The organism is Sphingorhabdus sp., from assembly GCF_029865925.1.
Taxonomy (GTDB): Bacteria; Pseudomonadota; Alphaproteobacteria; order Sphingomonadales; family Sphingomonadaceae; genus Sphingorhabdus_B.
In genome coordinates this window covers 1-21,519 of sequence record NZ_JARXAI010000073.1, presented here as the reverse complement: position 1 = coordinate 21,519, position 21,519 = coordinate 1, and the positions used below count along the sequence as shown (strand labels likewise).

Annotated in this window: 22 protein-coding genes; 12 read left to right on the top strand and 10 right to left on the bottom strand. The window is 55.9% G+C overall.

Going from position 1 to position 21,519, the window contains the following annotated elements:
• Positions 1-64: 64 nt before the first annotated feature.
• The gene (locus QE270_RS07440; protein WP_300037451.1) at positions 65-2,785 is read left to right on the top strand and encodes a hypothetical protein; all 2,721 of its coding nucleotides are present in this window, start codon (positions 65-67) and stop codon (positions 2,783-2,785) included.
• A 121-nt stretch (positions 2,786-2,906) separates the two neighbouring features.
• On the opposite strand, the gene QE270_RS07435 is transcribed toward QE270_RS07440, so the two are convergent.
• The 8 genes from QE270_RS07435 to QE270_RS07400 form a co-directional block, all read right to left on the bottom strand.
• Entirely contained in the window at positions 2,907-5,033 is a 2,127-nt protein-coding gene (locus QE270_RS07435; RefSeq protein ID WP_300037448.1) for a sodium-translocating pyrophosphatase, read from the bottom strand.
• 139 nt (positions 5,034-5,172) lie between these two features.
• Positions 5,173-6,087, bottom strand: a complete 915-nt coding sequence (gene thiL, locus QE270_RS07430) for a thiamine-phosphate kinase (protein WP_300037445.1) — start codon at positions 6,085-6,087, stop codon at positions 5,173-5,175.
• A gap of 56 nt (positions 6,088-6,143) precedes the next feature.
• Positions 6,144-6,608, bottom strand: coding sequence for a transcription antitermination factor NusB (nusB, locus tag QE270_RS07425; protein ID WP_300037442.1), 465 nt, complete (start codon positions 6,606-6,608; stop codon positions 6,144-6,146).
• Positions 6,605-7,894 carry a histidinol dehydrogenase gene (hisD, locus tag QE270_RS07420; RefSeq protein ID WP_300037439.1) on the bottom strand — a complete coding sequence of 430 codons (1,290 nt, stop codon included), beginning with the start codon at positions 7,892-7,894 and terminating at the stop codon, positions 6,605-6,607. The genes nusB and hisD overlap by 4 nt, the downstream gene beginning before the upstream one ends.
• Positions 7,881-8,537 carry an ATP phosphoribosyltransferase gene (gene hisG, locus QE270_RS07415; protein WP_300037436.1) on the bottom strand — a complete coding sequence of 219 codons (657 nt, stop codon included), beginning with the start codon at positions 8,535-8,537 and terminating at the stop codon, positions 7,881-7,883. The genes hisD and hisG overlap by 14 nt, the downstream gene beginning before the upstream one ends.
• A gap of 104 nt (positions 8,538-8,641) precedes the next feature.
• The gene (locus QE270_RS07410) at positions 8,642-9,556 is read right to left on the bottom strand and encodes an alpha/beta hydrolase (protein WP_300037432.1); all 915 of its coding nucleotides are present in this window, start codon (positions 9,554-9,556) and stop codon (positions 8,642-8,644) included.
• Positions 9,557-9,574: 18 nt separating this feature from the next.
• Positions 9,575-10,093, bottom strand: coding sequence for a hypothetical protein (locus tag QE270_RS07405; RefSeq protein WP_300037430.1), 519 nt, complete (start codon positions 10,091-10,093; stop codon positions 9,575-9,577).
• Positions 10,094-10,134: 41 nt separating this feature from the next.
• Positions 10,135-10,413, bottom strand: a complete 279-nt coding sequence (locus tag QE270_RS07400; protein ID WP_300037427.1) for a BolA family protein — start codon at positions 10,411-10,413, stop codon at positions 10,135-10,137.
• Between the two features lie 43 nt (positions 10,414-10,456).
• Here QE270_RS07400 and QE270_RS07395 point away from each other — a divergent pair, with 43 nt between their 5' ends.
• The 11 genes from QE270_RS07395 (at position 10,457) to QE270_RS07345 (ending at position 19,433) form a co-directional block, all read left to right on the top strand.
• Complete coding sequence (locus tag QE270_RS07395; RefSeq protein WP_300037424.1) at positions 10,457-11,053, top strand: J domain-containing protein; 597 nt, start codon at positions 10,457-10,459, stop codon at positions 11,051-11,053.
• Between the two features lie 85 nt (positions 11,054-11,138).
• On the top strand, positions 11,139-12,134 hold the full coding sequence (gene cobS / locus QE270_RS07390) for a cobaltochelatase subunit CobS (protein WP_300037421.1): 996 nt from the start codon (positions 11,139-11,141) through the stop codon (positions 12,132-12,134).
• A gap of 40 nt (positions 12,135-12,174) precedes the next feature.
• Positions 12,175-12,708 carry a peroxiredoxin gene (locus QE270_RS07385; protein ID WP_300037418.1) on the top strand — a complete coding sequence of 178 codons (534 nt, stop codon included), beginning with the start codon at positions 12,175-12,177 and terminating at the stop codon, positions 12,706-12,708.
• Positions 12,708-12,902 carry a hypothetical protein gene (locus tag QE270_RS07380; RefSeq protein WP_300037415.1) on the top strand — a complete coding sequence of 65 codons (195 nt, stop codon included), beginning with the start codon at positions 12,708-12,710 and terminating at the stop codon, positions 12,900-12,902. The genes QE270_RS07385 and QE270_RS07380 overlap by 1 nt, the downstream gene beginning before the upstream one ends.
• 3 nt (positions 12,903-12,905) lie before the next feature.
• Positions 12,906-14,720: a cobaltochelatase subunit CobT gene (gene cobT, locus QE270_RS07375; RefSeq protein ID WP_300037412.1), complete on the top strand. Its 1,815-nt coding sequence runs from the start codon at positions 12,906-12,908 to the stop codon at positions 14,718-14,720.
• 63 nt (positions 14,721-14,783) lie between these two features.
• Positions 14,784-15,455: a nitroreductase gene (locus QE270_RS07370; RefSeq protein WP_300037409.1), complete on the top strand. Its 672-nt coding sequence runs from the start codon at positions 14,784-14,786 to the stop codon at positions 15,453-15,455.
• A 40-nt stretch (positions 15,456-15,495) separates the two neighbouring features.
• The gene (locus tag QE270_RS07365; RefSeq protein WP_300037454.1) at positions 15,496-15,687 is read left to right on the top strand and encodes a hypothetical protein; all 192 of its coding nucleotides are present in this window, start codon (positions 15,496-15,498) and stop codon (positions 15,685-15,687) included.
• A complete protein-coding gene (locus QE270_RS07360) occupies positions 15,684-16,541 on the top strand; it encodes a fatty acid desaturase (protein ID WP_300037406.1) in 858 nt (285 codons plus the stop codon). Before QE270_RS07365 ends, QE270_RS07360 begins: the two co-directional genes overlap by 4 nt.
• A gap of 101 nt (positions 16,542-16,642) precedes the next feature.
• Positions 16,643-18,100: a cysteine--tRNA ligase gene (cysS, locus tag QE270_RS07355; protein ID WP_300037403.1), complete on the top strand. Its 1,458-nt coding sequence runs from the start codon at positions 16,643-16,645 to the stop codon at positions 18,098-18,100.
• The gene (locus QE270_RS07350) at positions 18,097-19,041 is read left to right on the top strand and encodes a D-2-hydroxyacid dehydrogenase (RefSeq protein WP_300037400.1); all 945 of its coding nucleotides are present in this window, start codon (positions 18,097-18,099) and stop codon (positions 19,039-19,041) included. Before cysS ends, QE270_RS07350 begins: the two co-directional genes overlap by 4 nt.
• A 2-nt stretch (positions 19,042-19,043) precedes the next feature.
• Positions 19,044-19,433 carry a nuclear transport factor 2 family protein gene (locus QE270_RS07345; protein ID WP_300037396.1) on the top strand — a complete coding sequence of 130 codons (390 nt, stop codon included), beginning with the start codon at positions 19,044-19,046 and terminating at the stop codon, positions 19,431-19,433.
• Between the two features lie 82 nt (positions 19,434-19,515).
• Here QE270_RS07345 and groL read toward each other — a convergent pair whose 3' ends face one another.
• On the bottom strand, positions 19,516-21,171 hold the full coding sequence (gene groL, locus QE270_RS07340; protein WP_295490368.1) for a chaperonin GroEL: 1,656 nt from the start codon (positions 21,169-21,171) through the stop codon (positions 19,516-19,518).
• Positions 21,172-21,231: 60 nt separating this feature from the next.
• Positions 21,232-21,519 carry a co-chaperone GroES gene (gene groES, locus QE270_RS07335; RefSeq protein ID WP_300037393.1) on the bottom strand — a complete coding sequence of 96 codons (288 nt, stop codon included), beginning with the start codon at positions 21,517-21,519 and terminating at the stop codon, positions 21,232-21,234.

The window sequence follows — 21,519 nt, the reverse complement described above, 5'->3', positions numbered from 1 at the left end:
CCTTTCTAATGTCCAAGAATACGTTATGTATGCCCGTAACAACGATATAGCTTGAGTCCCCCCCATGAAACGTTCCTTATTCAGTGTGCTTTTGCTTGCGTCGACTGCTGTGCCCGCCATGGCAACAAACGATGTTCAATCCACCGGAAGCACAGTCGCTATTTCCAGTGACGATGTCGCTGAACCCGTTGAAGCAAATTCATCTGGCGAGATTGTTGTAACCGCCGAGCGCATTCGGGGGTCAGTGGACACCGACGTGCCACCGGTTGAGGAGTTGAACGAAGCAGACATTGCGGCCGTTGGCGCATCTTCATTGACCGACTTGGTCGCCGCAGTGGCACCACAGGCCAATTCCGGACGTGGCCGCGGCGGCGGCATGCCCATCATATTGCTCAATGGACAACGCGTTTCGGGATTTCGGGAACTTCGGGACTTGCCGCCCGAAGCCATTCGGCAAGTTCAAATTTTCCCCGAAGAAGTAGCGTTGAAATATGGCTTTCGTCCTGACCAGCGGGTCATTAATTTCATCCTTAAAGATAACTTTGCGTCCTTTGCCACGGAAATTGAGCATGCGCAGCCCGAAGACGGCGGCTTTGGCACAGACCAAGTGGAAGCCACGTTGACACGGATCGGAAGCAAGACGCGGTTCAACCTTGATATTGAACTGGAAAGATCAACTGCACTGACGGAATCCGAGCGCGACTTGATTGGGTCGGGTAGTTCGCTTTTGGCCCGCGGCGGCAATGTTAGCGGCCTTGGCCTCAATGGCGAAATTGCGCCAGCACTCAGCGCTCTGGCCAGAAGTCGTGTGACGCAAGCCGGAATACCTTTAGGCATTACCAACCCATCGCTGTCACAATTTGCCACCACTGCAAACCGCTTAAACGATAGCAATATCGGAGATGTCCGCACGTTGCTTCCCCGCACCGAACGGCTTGAAGTCAACGGCACATGGAGCAAGTCGCTTGGACCGCAAACTATTCTGTCGCTTAACGCCAACTATGCGCTGAACGGCAGCGAATCTTTGCTTGGCTTGCCTGGTACCAGCTTTGTCTTGCCGGGTAACAGTCCGTTCTCCCCATTTGGGCAGGATGTGACAATCAGCCGCTATTTCGACGCACCACGCCCACTGGAGCGCGAAAGCGAAACCAATGTGTTCCAGACTGGTAGCACATTCAACCATGTGCTTGGCAGTTGGCGTTGGACAGTGACGGGCAATTATGCGCGCACGGCAAATCAAACACGCACCACACGCAATGCCGATTTCACCGCGTTGCGAGCTGGCGTCCTTGCCGGAACCATCAACCCGTTTGCAGCCGATTTTGGCGCGAACTTGCTGTTCCTCGCCCCCGATCTCGCCAACAGCCTGAACCAGAATATGGATGTGCGCAGCACGCTTGCAGGAACAGTGCTGAAATTGCCAGCGGGCGACGTACAAATGACTTTTGCCTCGGGCTTAACGCGGCAAATGCTGAACAGTGAAACATGGCGCTCATCGGTTACTAATGATGTGGCGCTGCGCCGGAATATCATGAACCATTCAGTCAACGCTGAACTGCCGCTCACTAACCGGGACTTCGGCCTTGGCTCGGTGATTGGCGAATGGGCAATCAACGGCAATATTGGGTCCAGCGATTTGTCCGATTTTGGCCAATTGTTGGATTATGGCGCTGGCCTGCGGTGGGCCCCTGCCAGCAATTTGACCTTTCAGGCATCCATTACTGGCGACGAAAACGCGCCAGGAATTGGCCAACTCGGCAACCCGACTTTGGTTACACCCAATGTTGCCACCTATGATTTTACCCGCGGGGAAAGCCTGTTCATTAACGTGATCACTGGCGGAAACCCTGCCCTTATCGGCGAAAAGCGCCGCGATCTTATCCTGAACGCCAACTGGACACCGAAATTCGTCAAGGATTTCGCACTTCAGTTTAGCTATTTCAAAAACAACAGCCACAATACGACCGCCGCACTCCCTTTGCTCACGCCAGAAATCGAAGCCGCCTTCGCCGGCCGCGTTGTGCGCGATTTAGATGGCCGCTTGGTGAGTATTGACCAGCGCCCCGTCAATTTCGACCGCGAAACATCGCAACGCATCCGCTGGGGCTTTAATGTGTCGGGCAGCATTGGCGCTGCGCCAGCCGCCAGAGGGCCTTTTGGCGGCCCTCCTGGTGCAGGAACACCCCGAGGCCCAGCCGCTGCCACAAGCGCCCCTGCTGCCCCCCCTGCAGGCGCCCCACGTGCTGCCGGCGGCCGAGGATTCGGTGGCGGCGGTGGATTTGGCGCCGGTGGTGGGCAACCAAGCCGCTGGAATATCGCGTTGTACCACACATACCGTATTCAGGAAGAAATTCTCATTCGCCCAGGCGTGCCGATTTTGGACTTGCTCAATGGTTCAGCCACGAGCAGCAATGGTGGCGCGGCACGGCATGAAGTCGAGCTTTCGGGCGGTATGTTTCACAAGGGCTTCGGTTTGCGTCTGCAAGGAACCTACAAGAGCGGGACAACTGCCAAGGGCACCGGCCTTCTCGGCAGTAACGATCTGCGGTTTAGTGGCGTTGCCGCTATTAACACATTTCTGTTTGTTAATCTCGACCAACAAGCCCGCGTGGTTAAGGCTGCGCCCTTTCTCAAAGGAAGCCGCATAACATTGCGTGTCGAAAACATCCTGAACGATATCGTCGATGTGCGTGCCCAAAACGGCAATGTGCCACTTGGTTATCAACAAGGCTATATCGACCCACGCGGCCGCGTCTTTGAATTGAGCGTTAGAAAGCGGTTCTAAGTTGGCCGTTTAGCCAGCCAATCGCGACCGAATATCGGCCAACAAATGAAAGACGTATCCTGAAAAAACCCCGCCGGAATCCTTTCCAGCGGGGTTTTTAAAGCTTAACTAATGTTAAAATTTACATGCCGCCATGGGCCAATGCTGCCAATAGAAGCAAGGCCACGATGTTCGTGATCTTGATCATTGGGTTTACAGCAGGTCCAGCGGTGTCCTTATAAGGGTCACCGACGGTATCGCCAGTTACGGCTGCTTTATGGGCCTCCGAGCCTTTTCCGCCATGGTGGCCATCTTCGATATATTTCTTGGCATTGTCCCATGCGCCGCCGCCCGAGGTCATCGAGATAGCAACGAACAGGCCGCCGACGATCACACCAAGCAGAAGCGCGCCAAGAGCCGCAAAGCCCTGTGCCGAGCCAGCGACCCAGCTGATCACGAAATACACGACGATTGGTGCCAGTACCGGCAGCAACGAAGGAATGATCATTTCGCGGATCGCTGCCTTGGTCACCAAATCAACGGTGCGGGCATAATCAGGCTTCGACGTGCCATCCATGATCCCGGGGTTGCTGGCGAATTGGTCACGCACGTCCTTTACCACTTCACCGGCTGCCTTGCCTACTGCAGTCATGCCCATTGCTCCGAAGAGATATGGCAACAACGCACCCAGTAGCAGACCGACGATGACGTAGGGGTTCATGAGGGTGAAATCGACGCCGCCTTCTGCAAGGCCGAGCTTCTCCGAGTAGAACGCCAAGTCAGCGGTGTAGGCACCAAATAGAACGAGTGCCGCCAGAGCCGCTGAACCGATGGCATAGCCCTTAGTCACGGCCTTGGTAGTGTTACCCACTGCGTCGAGCGCGTCGGTCTTTTCACGGACTGATTTATCCATTTCCGACATTTCAGCGATACCGCCTGCGTTATCAGTGACCGGCCCATAAGCGTCCAGCGCGACGACCATACCGGCCAAAGCCAACATCGAGGTTGCAGCGAACGCAATACCGATAATGCCCGCCAACTGGAACGAGACGACAATGCCAACACAAATAACCAAAGTCGGCAATGCTGTTGATTCAAGGCTGATCGCTAGGCCCTGGATGACGTTGGTACCGTGACCGGTTTCCGATGCCTTGGCAATCGAGCGGACCGGACGGTAATTGGTGCTGGTATAATATTCCGTGATCCAGACCAGAAGCCCGGTGACGGCCAAGCCGACCATCATGGCATAGAACAATGTCCAACCAGTGAAACCGCCGGTGCTATAGGTCACTACGGCATTCATATCGCCGCCGAGCGTCTGATATGTGACATAACCAATCGCCGGAATCGAAGCGACTGCAGTGACCAGAAAGCCCTTGTACATCGCTCCCATGATGTTGGTACCGCCGCCCAAACGGACGAAAAAGGTTCCCAAAATCGAGGTCAGAATGCAGATACCGCCAACAACCAGTGGCAACGACATCAGGTTCAACAGTTCAGCCGCTGGCATCGTAGCTGGCATCAACAAGGCAAGCAAAACCATCGTTGCGCCAATGGTCACAACATAGGTTTCAAACAAGTCGGCCGCCATACCAGCACAATCGCCAACGTTATCGCCGACATTATCGGCGATCGTCGCAGGGTTGCGGGGGTCGTCCTCAGGAATATTTGCTTCGACCTTACCAACCAGGTCAGCACCGACATCCGCGGCCTTGGTAAAGATACCACCGCCCAGACGCGCAAAGATCGAAATCAGCGATGCACCGAACGCCAATGCCAGCAAACCGTCGATAACCGGACGGCTGTTCGGCAGGTTCATCGCGACTTCGGTCAGGTAATAGAAGAAACCGGCAATCGCGAGCAACGCAAGGCCGGCAACGAGCATACCAGTGATCGCACCGGCATTAAATGCCATCGTCAGGCCTTTTTGAAGGCTTTCGCTAGCGGCCTGCGCAGTGCGGACGTTGGCGCGAACCGAGATATTCATCCCGATAAAGCCGGTCGCACCAGACAACACAGCGCCAAGGACGAAACCGACCGCAGACAGCGGCCCGAGGAACACACCGACCAAAACCGCAACGATCACGCCAACAATGGCGATAGTGCGATATTGGCGGGCCAGATAAGCGCCGGCGCCTTCCTGGATAGCGGCTGCAATTTCCTGCATCCGCGGTGTACCGGCTGATGCAGCAAGCACCGAGCGGCTTGTTATAATTCCATAAAGCACGGCAACAAGCCCGCACAATATAGCCATAATTGACAAAGACATAAACTGTCCCTTCCCCGTTTTTCTTTGTTAGAAACTCTCTTCCAGTGTACCCAGAAAGGCACAAAAGCGGCTGCGGTATAGGGTGGCTTTATAGTATGACGCAACCCATAAAAACGGCCTTGTGGGCCGGTTTGGCTTATTAATGTTGATAACCGAGCATCGGGGGCAATTTTACCGGGTTCGCGCCCTCTTTCAAGGTAAGACCGCCGCCGGATAAAACACAGCCAATGGCGGTTGCCTGCACGGGTACCGTCACGTCTGGCCGCGCTGTGAACAACAATTGGTAATCATCACCCCAGCTTGCGGCCTGCAACCGGCTTTCGAGGCTGTCGGTGCGGCAACTTATATATAAAGGCGACAAAGGCACGCAGGCAAGGTCGATTTCGATACCAACTTGGCTAGCGGCGGCCATGCGTTCGCTATCCAGCAGCAAGCCGTCCGACACATCCATCATGGCGGTTACAAATGGCGCCAGCGCCTGACCATCGGACACTAGCGCCACTGGCCGGTTAAACGCATCGGCCAGCGGCCCAACCTCATCAAAACCGGCCTCCATAAGCTCAAAACCGGCAAGCGCATTGCCAAGCGTGCCCGTCACATATAAGATATCACCCAACTGCGCGCCCGCGCGCGAGGGCACTGGGCGATGCGTCGCCATGCCAAGGGCAGTTAACCCAAGCGCGCGCTTGTCGCCGCGATTGGCCACCGTATCCCCCCCAAGCAAAGCTACCTCGTAATGCGCCAGCGCCTTTTCCAACCCAGCGACAAATGCCCTGTCCCAGGCATCATCGCCAAGCATGAAGCCAAGCAGCACGCCGATGGGCGCTGCGCCCTTTGCGACAAGATCAGACAGATTGGACGCAACCAGCTTCCAAGCGACATCCGCAGGATTTGCATTTGACCGGAAATGCACCCCCTCCGCCATCATATCGTGCGTGATGATTAACGATGCGTCACCCATGTCGATCACCGCCACATCATCCAACAAACCGCGCGCAGCGGGATCAGTGGCAAAACTACGCAACAGATTGATGAACGTGGATTCGGTGGTCATAGCGCCACGTTAACGTATCGCATGTGCAATCAGAACCTTTATCGGAAAAAAGGCGCTCAGCGGGGGCGCACGTCCTTCGCAACGGCGTCCAACAAGCCATTCACGAACTTGGCGTCCTTCTTGTCGAAAAACGCATGGGCGACATCCAGATATTCGTCGATGACCGTCGCCGTTGGCACATCGGGCCGCGCGATCAATTCATAGGTGCCACAACGCAGAAGCTGCAGCATCGTCTTGTCCAGACGATCCATCTTCCATTTTTCGCCAAGTTTGCCATCAACCAGCGCGTCGATTTCCGCGCGACGGGCATCAACGCCCGACACAACGTCATCGAAGAAATCGGGGTCGGCATCCGCATATTGCGCATCTTCGATTTCCTGCCCCAGACGGTGCGAGTGGAATTCATTCAACAGACGGGCAATACCGATGTCTTCCATATCCATTTGATACAACGCCTGCACAGACGCAAGACGCGCAGCCGAACGGGATTTGGATTTCGCACTGGCGTTATGCGCACTCATAATCTTTTCCTGACACTCGCCGCATGGGCGGGTAAACCTTCGGCGTCGGCAAGCGTTGCTGCTGCTGGGCCGATAACATTGATGGCGTTTCTGTCGAGCGCAATGAAACTGGTCCGCTTCATGAAGTCGAGCACGGACAAACCAGACGCAAAGCGCGCGCGCCGACCGGTGGGTAATACATGGTTTGGCCCAGCGACATAATCGCCAATCGCCTCGGGCGTCATGCGGCCCAAGAAAACCGACCCTGCGTGGCGGACAAGGTCGAACAAGCGTTCTGCGCGGTCATCATCGACCGCAAGCTCCAAATGCTCCGCCGCCAACCGGTTGACCAGGGGCATCGCGCCTTCCAAATCATCGACAACGACAATAGCTCCGAAATCAGTCCAGCTGGCCCGCGCAACCGCGCCCGTTGAAAGCGCCGCAAGCTGCACATCAACTGCGGCTGAAACTTGGTCTGCGAAATCGGCGTTGTCGATGAACAGGATCGACTGGCTTGTGGGGTCATGCTCGGCCTGACTAAGCAAATCGGCGGCAATCCAATCGGGGTCATTTTGGGCATCAGCAACCACGACAATTTCCGAAGGTCCGGCAACCATGTCGATGCCAACAACACCATAAAGCTGACGCTTGGCCTCTGCGACCCAAGCATTTCCCGGGCCAGTGATGACGTCGACGGGCCGGATACGATCGGTTCCATACGCCAGCGCCGCAATCGCTTGCGCGCCGCCCACGCGCCAGATTTCGTCGACACCCGCCACATGCGCGGCAGCCATCACGGTCTGGTTGGTCTCACCGCCCGGGGTAGGGGTAACCATGACAATACGCGCGACACCTGCCACCTTGGCCGGAATAATGTTCATCAACACCGAGGAAGGATAGGCAGCCCGGCCTCCGGGCACATAGACCCCTGCGGCATCAACCGCGGACCAGCGCGCGCCAAGCCGGACATTGTCACTGTCGCGATAATCGCGATTTTCGGGCAGCTGCGCTTGATGATAGGCCTCAATACGTTTCGCTGCGAGCGTCAACGCATCCCGCAAGTCTGCATCCAGCCCTTCATAAGCCGCCTTGCACTGCGCCGCATCAATTTGCCAACCGGTATCATTAAGGTCAAACCCGTCAAAGCGCTGTGTCATTTCCACCAGCGTTGCGTCCCCGTGGGCCCGCACATCGCGGATAGTCTGCACGACATCTCTCGATACGTCGGCATCCGCCTCTCGCCGCCCATTTACCAACGCGTCAAATGCGTCGGCAAAGCCAGAATCGGATGCATTAAGCCGCTGCACGTGATCCCGTCAGCTCTCTAAAACGTTGCACCATGGCCGGAACAGTCCCGCTCATCATCTTATAGGCCGCACGGTTGACAATAAGCCGCGCCGACACTTGGGAAATGATTGCCGTTTCGACGAGCCCGTTTTCGGCCAGTGTCTTGCCCGAAGACACCAGGTCAACAATGCGCCCCGAAAGCCCAAGCGAAGGCGCAAGTTCCATCGCGCCGTTCAACTTCACACATTCGGCCTGAATTCCGCGGGCATGATAATAACGGCTCGTTGTGGTGGGATATTTGGTGGCGACGCGGATATGCCCGCCATGGACATCGTCCGTTGCGCCCTGCGGCATCGCAACCGATATACGGCAGCGGCCAATGCCTAAATCAACAGGCGCGTAAAGCTCCGAATAATCAAATTCGTCAATAACGTCGGACCCGACGATGCCAATATGAGCCGCGCCATGGGCCACAAAGGTCGCCACGTCGAATGCGCGCACGCGAATGATGCTAACAGCAGGGTCATTGGTCGCAAACAGAAGCGCGCGGCTAGCCTCGTCAAAAAACGCCGGCTCAGGCTGTATGCCTGCCGCTTGCATCAACGGCAAAGCTTCGTCGAGGATCCGTCCCTTGGGGATGGCAAAGATGATTGGTTCAGTCACAATGGCCGCGCTTTAGGGCGCGCGGGCAGAAAGGGCAATATCGCAGTGCCTATGGTGCGATGTGATTTTAGCATCAGCACACTCGTATCTTATACGCACCATGATTAGCGTAAGAATTGCTCCATCGCCGCGATCACCGCATCGGGTCGCTCCCAAATGACAAAATGTCCGCAATTCTCGACCGGGGCGATTGTCACGTCGGGAACCAATTCTTCGATGCCATCGATATTACTTGGCGGCAAAGCGAGATCGTCCATAGCCCAGACGACTAAGGTCGGGATCATCAGCCGCGGAAACGCAACAGTGGCAAAGGCCGGGATTTCGGCATCTTCATCCATCGTAGGCACATATAGCGCAGAGGCGCGGTACCAGTTGAGCATGCCGAAACAGGCATCGCGGTCCGCCCAATCCGCAAGCAACGCAGAACGTTCCTCAGGCTCCATAGTGCTCGGCTTATCCCATTTAACGGTCTCGAGCATTAAACCGGTCAGCCCCTGATCCCGCACAAGCGCATCATTTGATGTATCGCGAAAATCAATCATATATTGGCTGGATGCCCGCTGATTCATATCTGTAATCAACAGGCGTTGAAAAAGATATGGATGCGGCGCGTTGGCAATAACAGCGCACGGTACGCGGCCTGCCCATGCAGGGTTGGGGGCATCGGGTTGACCATTTAACGCAACGCTCCATGCAATTGCGCCACCCCAGTCGTGCCCGGCGATCACAAATTGCTGCACATTAAGCGCATCGGCCAATGCGAAGATATCGGCGGTCAATTTGTCGGCTGTATACGCCTCCACCTCTTTAGGCTTTGATGTACCGCGATAGCCCCGCTGGTCAGGGGCAATGCAATAAAAACGATCAGAGAAATGTGCGATCTGATGCCGCCAAGTCCGGTGTGACTCGGGAAAGCCGTGCAGGAAAATAATCGCCAGATTCTTGGGATCACCAGCCGTAAACGCATCCATGTATATGCCCGTCGACAGCGACAGGCGGTGCGAGGAAAGCTCAATCATATCAGTTTGCCTTTTTGCTTAGCTGACCCGCTTCACGCGGATGCCCCGGCCGTTCATCACCAGCAAGAAGCTGCCAAGCGCGCCGCGTTTGATGGTGAATGGTTTACCATCCTTCAAGAGCAAGGGTGTCGCTTCCATTGTCTGCCAGACCCCTGCATCTTTGACGATGAACTGGTATTTACCGGCACCTATTGATTGAACGCCCGCCAGATCGCCTTCCACTTGTTTGAATTCTGCTTCTTGTTCTGCGTCGCTTTCGCCAAAAAACGGAATTTTGGGTAAGGAAAAACCAAACAAAGACTTTTTGGTTTTGCGCACAACATCTTGGTTCAACATCACAATCTGACGGTTGTCGGTGGCGTCTTCCAACGCCTTGGTTGCCGCATCGAAGCACGTAAGACGCGCGCCGGCATCGGCCAAGGCGCGACAGGCGACGATGTCTGTGTACACCTTCGGTCGGTTCGTCTCTGCATCAGCGGTACAAGCAGGGGAAGCGCATAAAACAGCCAAAAGAACAGCTTTAGTCAAATTAGGCATGTATTCTTCTCCGCTATGGCCTGTTATGTGTGCTGGAATATCTAAACTTCACCCGGCGCACTAGCTTTGATTGCAACCGCATGCACCCGCGTTCCGGGAATATCACCCAGCGCCTTGTTCACCATGCGCTGCCGCGTCAGGCGAGATACGCCTGTAAATAATGCACTTTCAATCTCAATCGTAAAGTGGGATTCGCCAGACCCATCATCGCCGCTATGGCCATGATGTTTTGCGCTGTCGTTTATAACCGCAAGGCGGCTTGGTGCGAATGCTGTTTCAAGCAGCATTTGGATTTCTATATGTGCAGGACCTTTTTTCATCCGCCGCCCTTCACATATGGCAGGTTTTTCGCCAAGGAAAATCATGGCCGCCGACCGTTCCACTGACCGATTTCACGGCCGCATTCAAGGGGGCGGGCGGCAATGCGCCTATCCGCGTTGCCGCGAAGCCGGCGAGTTTCGCGCGCCCGACGCGCACGGTCAAGCAGCATCGGCCAATGGTCCGGGTGACTATCAATATCTCTGCCTCGACCATGTCCGCGCGTTTAACGCCGGTTACAACTGGTTTACTGGCATGACGGCAGACGAGATTTCCATGGCGCAAAGCCCCATTTATGCATGGCCAAGCGAGACACATGCCTTTCGCGCGAACGGCAATGTTGATTCGCCGCCCAAATGGGCGGACTTCAAAGACCCGCTGGATGCCATTTCCACGCGGTTCCGTTCGCGCTTGCCACAGGAACGTGCCGACGGCCATTTTCTGTCGCCTGAGGACCGTAAGGCGTTAAAGACGCTAGGGCTTGGCGAGGATGCGGACCGGCGGGCGTTGCGCAGCGCCTATTCCGCAAAGGTGCGTGCCTATCATCCGGATAAAAATGGCGGCAACCGGTCTTATGAAAAGGCTTTGCAAGACGTGATTGCTGCTTATACGCATTTAAAAAAGCAGAGCGCGTTCGCGTAACGAACAACCTCCCCTTCCCGTTCGCGTCCGGCATATTCCCCACGAACGGTACCGGGACATCATAAATTAACCGAGAAGAGACGACATGACCGACATTCCAAATATCCAAGCCGACAGCCGCGATACGACGATCCTCGCTGCACCTGACAAAATGATCAGCGTGCGTGAGGTGTTCGGTATTGATGTCGATATGGAATGCCCTGCTTTCTCAATCGCCGACGAACGGGTGCCAGACACAGACGACAGCTATGTCTTTGACCCCGACACCACATTGGCGATCCTCGCTGGCTTTGCTTTTAACCGCCGCGTGATGGTTCAGGGCTATCACGGCACAGGAAAATCGACGCATATCGAACAGGTCGCCGCGCGCCTGAAATGGCCTTGCATACGCATCAACCTTGATGCGCATATCAGCCGTATCGACCTCATCGGGCGTGACGCCATTGTCTTACGCGATGGCCAGCAAGTGACCGAGTTCCGCGAAGGTCTATTGCCTTGGGCGCTGCAGACGCCAACCGCATTGGTGTTCGACGAATATGATGCTGGCCGCCCTGACGTGATGTTCGTGATCCAGCGCGTACTTGAAACCGAAGGCAAGCTGACGCTGCTCGACCAAAACCGCGTCATTCGGCCTAATCCGTTTTTCCGCCTCTTTGCCACGGCCAACACCGTTGGTCTGGGTGACACCAGCGGTCTGTATCACGGCACGCAAGCGATCAATCAGGGCCAGATGGACCGTTGGAACATCGTTGTTGGCCTGAACTATTTGCCGGCGCAGGTCGAAAGCGAAATCGTTTTGGCCAAGGCATCGGGTACAGACACCGTGACGGTCGCCAATATGGTGAAGGTCGCAGGAATGACCCGTCAGGGCTTCATCAATGGGGACATTTCAACGGTTATGAGCCCGCGTACAGTTATAACATGGGCTCAAAACACCGCGATCTTCAAAAATGTAGGCTTTGCATTCCGCTTGTCGTTCCTGAACAAATGTGACGATGCAGAACGCGCCTTGGTCGCCGAATATTATCAGCGCGTTTTTGGACAAGATCTGCCTGAAAGCGTTATTGGCAAAACAAAGTAACTAACGGCTATCTCGCCGTTCCAAATTGAAAGGACGCTTTATGCAACGCATCGCACTGGCACTCGCGCTTCTGCTCTCCACCTCACCGGCATTTGCCGCGCTGAAAGCTGGAACACGGGCAACCGACTTTACCACGCAAGCCGTTCTGGCTGGCAAGGCTGACACCTTCAACCTCAATAAGGCGCTGAAGCGCGGGCCCGTTGTGCTTTATTTCTATCCGAAGGCATTCACGTCGGGTTGCACCGTTGAGGCGCATGAATTTTCCGAAGCTGCGGACGACTTTGCCGCGTATGGCGCATCGCTTGTGGGCATGTCAGCAGACAATATCGATACGCTGAAGCGTTTTTCAGTTGAAGCATGCCGCAACAAATTCGCCGTTGGCATCGCGACCAAGCCAATGATCAAAGATTACAAGGTCAGCTTGCCTATGGCCGGCATCACGAACCGCACGACCTATGTCATTGCGCCTGATGGCAAAGTGCTGTTTGCCTATTCCGACCTTGGCGTAAAGGGCCATGTATCTGGCGCCTTGAACGCGGTAAAAGCTTGGCGGGCGGCCAATCCCAAAGGGTAATGATGCGTAAAACGCCTCTCTTGCATTTGTCCCTGCTGCGCGCGGGCTGCACCACGGCTGTCGAATATGGCGACATCCCGCACAGCACGCTCGCGCAAAACCCGCGCTATAAATCTGCGCAGAGCGATAGCGCAGCGGTTGCAGGTAGGGACTACCTGCCTAATTTCAGCCGCCCCATGCAAAAGACTGCCTGACTAATGTCGCATGAATCCCCCCTTGAGCAGTTTAAGCAGGTTCTGACGGGCACGGCCCGCGCACTTGCGCATGAGCCTGAGGTCGAATTGGCCTTCACCGCCGATGCGCCAAGCCAGGCTGGCAAAAATTTCAAGGTTCCAATGCCGGGTCGCTTGCTTCCACCCGATCAGGTGGCCGAAGCACGGGGATTTGCCGACAGCTTTGCACTGAAGCTGAAACATCATGATGCTGCGCGCCATGCCGCCTTGCGACCGTCCGAAGTCATCGCTGGCGCGGCCTTTGACGCCGCGGAAAACGCGCGGGTCGAGGCGCTGGGCTCGCGCAACATGGCAGGCATCGCGGCAAACCTTGGCCATGCGCTTGAGCTAAAACTGCGCACTGACCCTATCAGCCGCGCCCAGGCCGCCGACGAAGTGCCTATCTCGACAGCATTGTCGTTGATCGTGCGCGAGCGCCTCACAGGCTTGCCCGTCCCCGCTGGTGCAGCCGCTGGGGTCGACATGCTGCGTGGTTGGATTGAGGAAAATGCCGGTAGTGACCTTGATGCACTTGCGCTTGCATTGGATGATCAACGGGCCTTTGCCGCGTTGACGCAATCGATGCTGGAGCATCTGAACCTCACCGAAGGCGATATTGACCCGTCAGACTCCGACGAAGGTGGGGACGATGCCGAGGACAGCCAAGACCAAGACGGCGACAGCGAAGACGAGGGCGAGGGCGAATCTGGCCAAGCCGAAGCCCGCGCCGAGCCGCAGCAGGGCGAAGGCGAAGAGACCGAAGCCGATTATGACGGCGAAGACATGGACGACCAAGATGGCGCCGATGGCGAAATGGGCGATGATGGCATGCAGCCCGTCACGCCGCAGCGCCGCAATTGGGACCATCTGCCGCAAAGCGATTACAAAATCTGGTCGACCAAATATGACGAGACAATCACCGCACTCGAACTGGCCGACGAAGAAGAACTCAACCGCCTTCGCGCCTATCTCGACCAGCAATTGTCGAACCTGCAATCGGTGGTAACAAAACTCGCCAACCGCCTGCAACGCCGCCTAATGGCGCAGCAAAACCGCAGTTGGGATTTCGACCAAGAAGAAGGCATGCTTGACGCCGCGCGCCTTGCCCGCGTGATTGTGTCCCCGGGCAGCTCACTGTCCTACAAAATCGAACGCGAGACCCAGTTCCGCGATACGGTTGTGACGTTGTTGATCGACAACAGCGGGTCCATGCGCGGACGCCCGATCAGCATTGCCGCGATCAGCGCCGATATCATGGCGCGCACCTTGGAACGTTGCGGGGTAAAAACGGAAATATTGGGCTTCACCACCCGAGCGTGGAAGGGTGGGCAGGCACGTGAAGATTGGCTTGCCGCTGGACGCCAACCCATGCCCGGCCGCCTGAATGACCTGCGCCATATCATTTACAAAAAGGCCGACGAGCCATGGCGTCATGCCAAGCGTAATCTTGGCCTGATGATGCGCGAGGGGTTGCTGAAGGAAAATATCGATGGCGAGGCGCTGCTTTGGGCGCATAACCGCCTGATCGCGCGCGCAGAAGACCGCCGCATATTGATGGTGATTTCCGACGGCGCGCCCGTTGACGACAGCACCTTGTCCGTGAACCATGGCGGTTATCTCGAACAGCATTTGCGCAAGGTCATCGAGATGATCGAAACGCGCTCCCCTGTTCAACTGGTCGCCATAGGCATCGGCCATGACGTGACGCGTTATTATAAACGCGCGGTGACGATCATGGACGTTGAACAGCTTGGCGGAACGATGATTGAGCAACTGGCGGGATTATTTGACGAGGAATAGGCTTGCCTTTCACTCCCCGCACAATATGCGTTAATCAGCCGATTAAATTTGTGGGGATTATACATGAACGTTACCGATGCCGTTGTCTCACGGCGCTCTGTCCGGCAATTTCTGGATAATCCAGTTGACCAAGCCACCCTCGCGCGCGTTCTGGCCAAGGCGCAACGTTCGCCCTCCGGCGGCAATACGCAGCCTTGGAACGCCGTCATCCTCACCGGACAACCGCTGGCTGACCTGACGGCAAAGATCAAGGCCAAGGCCGCCACTGCCCCGATGGGTGATGGCCATGAATATGACATCTACCCCAAGGGCTTGGATGGCCGATACGAAGACCAGCGCCGCGGCGTGGGCAAGGCGATGTTCGATGCGCTTGGGCTAGCACGTGAAGACGGCGCTGGCCGCATCACGCAGATGGCGAAAAACTGGGATAGTTTTGGCGCGCCCGTGCAATTATTCACATATACCCGCAAATATATGGGCCCGCCACAATGGTCGGACATGGGCATGTGGCTGCAAACCGTAATGCTCTTGCTGCGCGAAGAAGGCCTCGACAGTTGCGCGCAGGAAATTTGGGCCATGTACGGCACGACGATGCGCGAACTGCTGAACATCGATGATGCGCATATCTTCTTCTGCGGTATGGCGATTGGCTATCGTGATGCAGACGCAGCGGTTAACAATTTTACCGTCCCGCGTGTGGAAATTGACCAAGCGATACGGTGGGACGGGTTTTGAAACGTTGACGCTCCTTAGATAAGCTGATTAGTTGAACATAATGTCCTTCGTCAAATCTCTCTTCTTTTTCGGCCCGTTTTTCTTTGGCATCGCATTCCTTGCGCCCTTGGTTGCGCAAGTGATGCTCAAGCTCGAATTGCAGGCACCTTTTGCGTTATCGCCGCTGGCATTAGGCCTGATCATCGGGACCGTGCTGGGGTTGATTGCGACGTATCGGGGCAAATGGATATGACCAGCCAAAGCCTTCGGGCCCAGGAAAAGGCAATTGCCGACCAGTTTACGGGAGGCATCCCTTGGCTCATGGTGTTTTGGGGCATCACGAATACCGCCATATGGCTGGCATTATGGCCACTCGTTTTTACCGGCGTGATGCCATTATGGCTCGGTTTCATCATCGCCTCGATCAATATCACGATGAGCTATCTGCCGTCGCATGATGCGCAGCATTATATCATCGCGCCAAAGGGATCGAAGCTGGAATGGTTTAACGAGCTTGTGGGGCACTGGTCCCTCATCCCGTTAACCCTGCCGCTGCGCACGGCGCGGATCACGCATATGGAACATCATAAGCACGCCAATGATCCGCTTCTGGATCCCGACTATTCAACCCACGCATCGGGGCCATTGCACGCACTTTGGAAAACGGTCGTCAATCGCCAACCAAGGGCAACTGGCGGATTTAACCGGTACGGTGAGATATTGCAGCAATGGGACAGCCCAGCGGCCAAGGCGGCGCTGAATGATGCGATTATCAGCAAAACCCTATTCTTTGGCATCCTCGCCGCATTGGCATTGAGCGGTTATGCCATAGAAGCGGCCTTGCTGTGGTGGCTGCCGCGCCATGTGGCGCTGACCTATATTTCATTCTACCTCAGCTGGGCGCCGCATCACCCCGCCGATGGACAAGGACGGTATAGGGATACAAGAGCCTTCAAAAGCAGGTTGGGCAATATCTGGTCATCGGGCATGCAATATCACATCGTTCATCATCTTTACCCCACGATCCCGCTGAACAAGACGCCCGCTGCCTATCGCGCGCTGCGCCCGATATTGGCCGAACGCGGTTGCAATCTCGACAATATATAGGCCAATGGGAATTAAGCCGCGGCCTTGGACGAAGCATCGCCGTAAACATGTTCACCCCGCGGTGACTTGACCTCTACCCCCAATTCCAGCATCGCCAATCTATGTCCGAGCTTAAACTCTTCAACAGCCTGACCCGGCAACTGGAAACCTTCACCCCCGTTCATGCCGGCGAAGCGCGTGTGTATACGTGCGGGCCGACGGTGTATAACTACCCGCATATCGGTAATATGCGCGCGTATGTCTTTGCCGATACGCTGGGGCGGGTGCTGTCGTATAAGGGCTATAAGCTAACCCATGTCATCAACATCACCGATGTCGGCCATCTGACCGACGATGCCGATGCCGGCGAAGACAAGATGGAGAAGATGGCGGCCGAAAAGGCGCAATCCATCTGGGATATCGCGCGCCATTATACCGAGGCCTATTGGGCCGATATCAAGGCGTTGAACATCCGCCAGCCTGCCCATTGGTCGATCGCGACGGATTATGTCCCTGCGATGATTGACTACGCCGCGAGCATTGCGGACAAGCATTGTTACGAACTCGAAAGCGGCCTGTATTTCGACACGTCAACCGTCGCCCATTACGGCGCGCTGGCCCGCGCCAAGACCGAAGACGGAGAGGGCCGGATCGAACAGGTCGATGGCAAACGCAACGCCGCCGACTTTGCCATCTGGCGCAAGACACCCAAGGGTGAAACACGGCAGATGGAATGGGACAGTCCATGGGGCAAAGGCGCGCCGGGCTGGCATCTCGAATGCTCGGTTATGTCAGAGGCGTTGCTTGGCTTGCCGTTTGACATCCACACCGGCGGCATTGACCATCGCGAGATCCATCACCCCAATGAAATCGCGCAAAATCAGGCGCGCTGCGGCAGCGACCACAGCGGCGCCCGTTTCTGGATGCACAACAATTTCCTAATCGAACGCAGCGGCAAGATGAGCAAGTCATCGGGCGAGTTCCTGCGCGTGCAATTGCTCATCGACACAGGCTTCCACCCCCTCGCCTACCGCCTAATGTGCCTGCAGGCCCATTATCGCAGCGAGCTGGAGTTCAGCTGGGAAGGTTTGCAGGCGGCATTTGTGCGGTTGAAGCGGATGGTTATGGGGGTCTCCAACCTTAAGGTCCGTCATGTTGAACTTGTTTCACCTCCGGTGACCGACGTTCAGGGTGACGTTGACCCGGCTATTGCGGCGACGCTACGTGATTTTGGTGCGGCAGTCGAAGACGACCTCAACACCGCCATCGCACTCACGTCCCTGGAAACCCTCGTCGGCCTGAAAAAGGTCGATGTCGCACAGCAACTTGCAGTCATTGCAGAGATGGACGCTGTGCTGGGTATCAACCTTATGGCCCTCTCGCGCACCGACCTCCGCACCCGGCCCAAAACCGCGATCATCACAGAAGACGAAATTGAAACCGCCCTCGCCGCCCGCAAAGAGGCCCGCACAGCAAAGGATTTTGCCAAGTCCGACATTATCCGCGATGACCTCATAGCCAAGGGTGTCGAGGTTATGGATGGCGACCCGCTTGGCTGGGACTGGGGACTAGATATATGACCAAAACGAAACTTGTAATGTCGGGGCTTGTGCGTCCGCTCATTGAAACGCGTTTGCCCGACTGGATCGAGCCGCATTTCTTCATGTCCAAGGACGAGGCGCTTGCGCTTGGGCCGCAGGCCGAGATTGGCTGGTTCGACATGTATGACAAGGGCGATATGGCCGCCGTCATTAATGCCGCCACCAACATGAAATGGCTCAACAGCATTTACGCAGGCGTGGATGGCATGCCGCTGGCGCAGTTGAAAGCGCAAGGCTGCGTTGTCACCAATGGCGCAGGTATCAACGCCGTCACCATCGCTGAATATGTCGTAATGGCCATGTTAACGGTGGCAAAGAACTACCGCGAAGTTGTGCGCGCGCAAGAACGCCGCAAATGGCTTCTGGACTCACCGGGTAAGGTCGAACTGTTTGGATCAAAGGCATTGCTCCTTGGCTATGGCGCAATCGGGAAGCTGATTGAGGAACGGCTAAAGCCCTTTGGAGTCGATGTAACGGTTGTTCGCCGCTCGGCAGGACCAAACACGCTCACGCCAGACCAATGGCGAGCGGTATTAGGCGATTTTGACTGGGTCATACTCGCCGTGCCAGCCACTGCAGAGACCGACGACATGATTGGCACTGCCGAGCTTGCGGCGATGAAGCCCAGCGCATCGCTCATCAACATTGCGCGTGGGTCAGTTGTCGATCAGGAGGCGTTGGTGACAGCGCTTCAGACCAAGCAAATCGCTGCGGCGTTCTTAGACGTTACCACGCCTGAGCCGCTTCCTGCCGACCATACACTTTGGACGCTCGATAATGCGCACATCTCCATGCATCTTTCGGGTCGCGCGCAGGACAAGATGTTTGTCCGTTCGGCCACGCGTTTCTTCGAAAATCTGGAGCGCTATCGCAAGGGCGAGGCACTCGCGCCAATGGTGAACCTCGACCTAGGATATTGAACATGCCAAACCCAGCTGAAATCTGGCACACAGTCGCTTTGTCACGCGATGTAGATGCCATCGCCGCGATCCTACATGACGACTGTGTCTTCGAAAGCCCCGTCGTCCACACGCCCCAACTGGGCAAAGCGATCACCGCCAAATATCTCGCGGCGGCGGGGCATACTTTGGGCAATGCGGAATTCAAATATGTCGGCGAATGGCACCGTCAGAATAGTGCAATCCTAGAGTTCGAGACCGTTATCGACGGCGTTGCCATTAACGGCGTTGATATGATCACTTGCGACGATGACGGCCTCATCACCCATTTCAAAGTCATGGTACGTCCATTGAAGGGTATGAACATGTTGCACCAGAAAATGGGGGAAATGCTTCAACACATGGGCCGCTGACACACTTGCCGTGACAAACAAAAAGGCCGGAAGGTTTCCCCTCCGGCCCGCTTTTGTTTCAGCTTGAGCTGAGGGTTTGGACTTAGAAGTCCATACCGCCCATGCCGCCCATGCCGCCCATGCCGCCTGGCATGCCGCCAGCGCCTCCGGCCTTGTCTTCTGGTGCGTCTGAAATTGCTGCTTCAGTGGTGATCAACAGACCAGCAACCGATGCGGCATCTTGCAACGCGGTACGTACGACTTTGGTTGGGTCGATAACGCCCGACGCCACGAGGTTTTCATACACATCGGTCGATGCGTTGAAGCCCATGGTCTCGTCATTTTCGCGCAACAAATTGCCCGAAACAACCGCACCATCATATCCGGCGTTGGCCGCGATTTGACGCAATGGAGCAACAATCGCCTTACGGATGATGTCGATACCACGTGTCTGGTCGTCATTGACGCCCTTTAGGCCTTCAAGAGCCTTTGTTGCGTAAAGAAGTGCAGTACCGCCGCCTGGGACGATGCCTTCTTCAACGGCTGCGCGGGTTGCGTGCAGCGCGTCGTCGACGCGGTCCTTGCGTTCTTTCACCTCTACTTCGGTCGAACCACCGACCTTGATCACAGCAACACCGCCGGCGAGTTTCGCCAAACGCTCTTGCAGCTTTTCCTTGTCGTAATCCGACGTGGTGTTTTCGATCTGCGCACGGATCGCTTCAACGCGGCCCTTGATCGCATCGGTTTCGCCAGCACCGTCGACGATGATGGTGTTGTCCTTGTCGATGGTGACGCGCTTGGCTTGGCCAAGCATGCCCAAGGTAACGGTTTCAAGCTTGATACCGAGATCTTCGCTGATCATTTCACCCTTGGTGAGGATCGCGATATCTTCCAGCATCGCCTTGCGACGATCGCCAAAGCCTGGTGCCTTTACAGCAGCAATCTTCAGGCCGCCACGCAGCTTGTTGACGACCAGAGTTGCAAGCGCTTCGCCTTCAACGTCTTCAGCGATGATGAGTAATGGACGACCCGACTGCACCACAGCTTCGAGGATTGGCAACATGGCTTGCAAATTGCCGAGCTTCTTTTCGTGGATCAGGATGTACGGATTGTCCAACTCGACCGACATTTTTTCGGTGTTTGTGATGAAATATGGCGACAGGTAACCGCGGTCAAACTGCATACCTTCGACAACTTCGAGCTCGCTTTCACGGCCCTTAGCTTCTTCGACGGTGATAACGCCTTCCTTGCCGACCTTCTCCATGGCGTCTGCAATCATCTTACCGATTTCAGCTTCACCATTTGCAGAGATCGTACCGACCTGTGCGATTTCCGAAGAACCAGCAACTGGCTTCGAACGCTTTACAAGGTCAGCAACAACCGCGTTTACCGCAGTGTCGATGCCGCGCTTCAGGTCCATTGGGTTCATGCCCGCTGCAACCGACTTCATGCCTTCGCGAACAATCGCTTGTGCAAGAACGGTGGCAGTGGTCGTGCCGTCACCGGCAATGTCGTTAGTCTTCGAAGCAACTTCGCGGACCATCTGCGCGCCCATATTTTCGAACTTGTCTTTCAGTTCGATTTCCTTGGCCACGGTAACGCCGTCCTTGGTGATGCGCGGTGCGCCAAAGCTTTTGTCGATGACAACATTACGGCCTTTTGGACCAAGTGTTACTTTTACAGCGTCAGCAAGAATGTCTACGCCGCGCAGGATGCGTTCACGCGCATCGCGGCCGAATTTCACGTCTTTAGCAGCCATGATATTTTTCCTTTAATTGTGTGCCCCAGCGAAGGCTGGGTGATTCAAACCATTCGTCGCTTAGGAAACGATTCCCAAGATGTCCGATTCCTTCATGATCAGCAGGTCTTCACCGTCGATCTTGACTTCGGTGCCCGACCATTTGCCAAACAGAATTTTGTCGCCAGCCTTGACATCAAGCGGCGTCACAGTGCCGTCTTCTGCCTTGGAACCTGCGCCAACGGAGACGACTTCGCCTTCCTGTGGCTTTTCCTGAGCTGTATCGGGGATGATTATCCCGCCAGCGGTTTTTGCTTCGGCCTCGACCCGACGGACGAGAACGCGATCATGCAATGGACGAAATGCCAT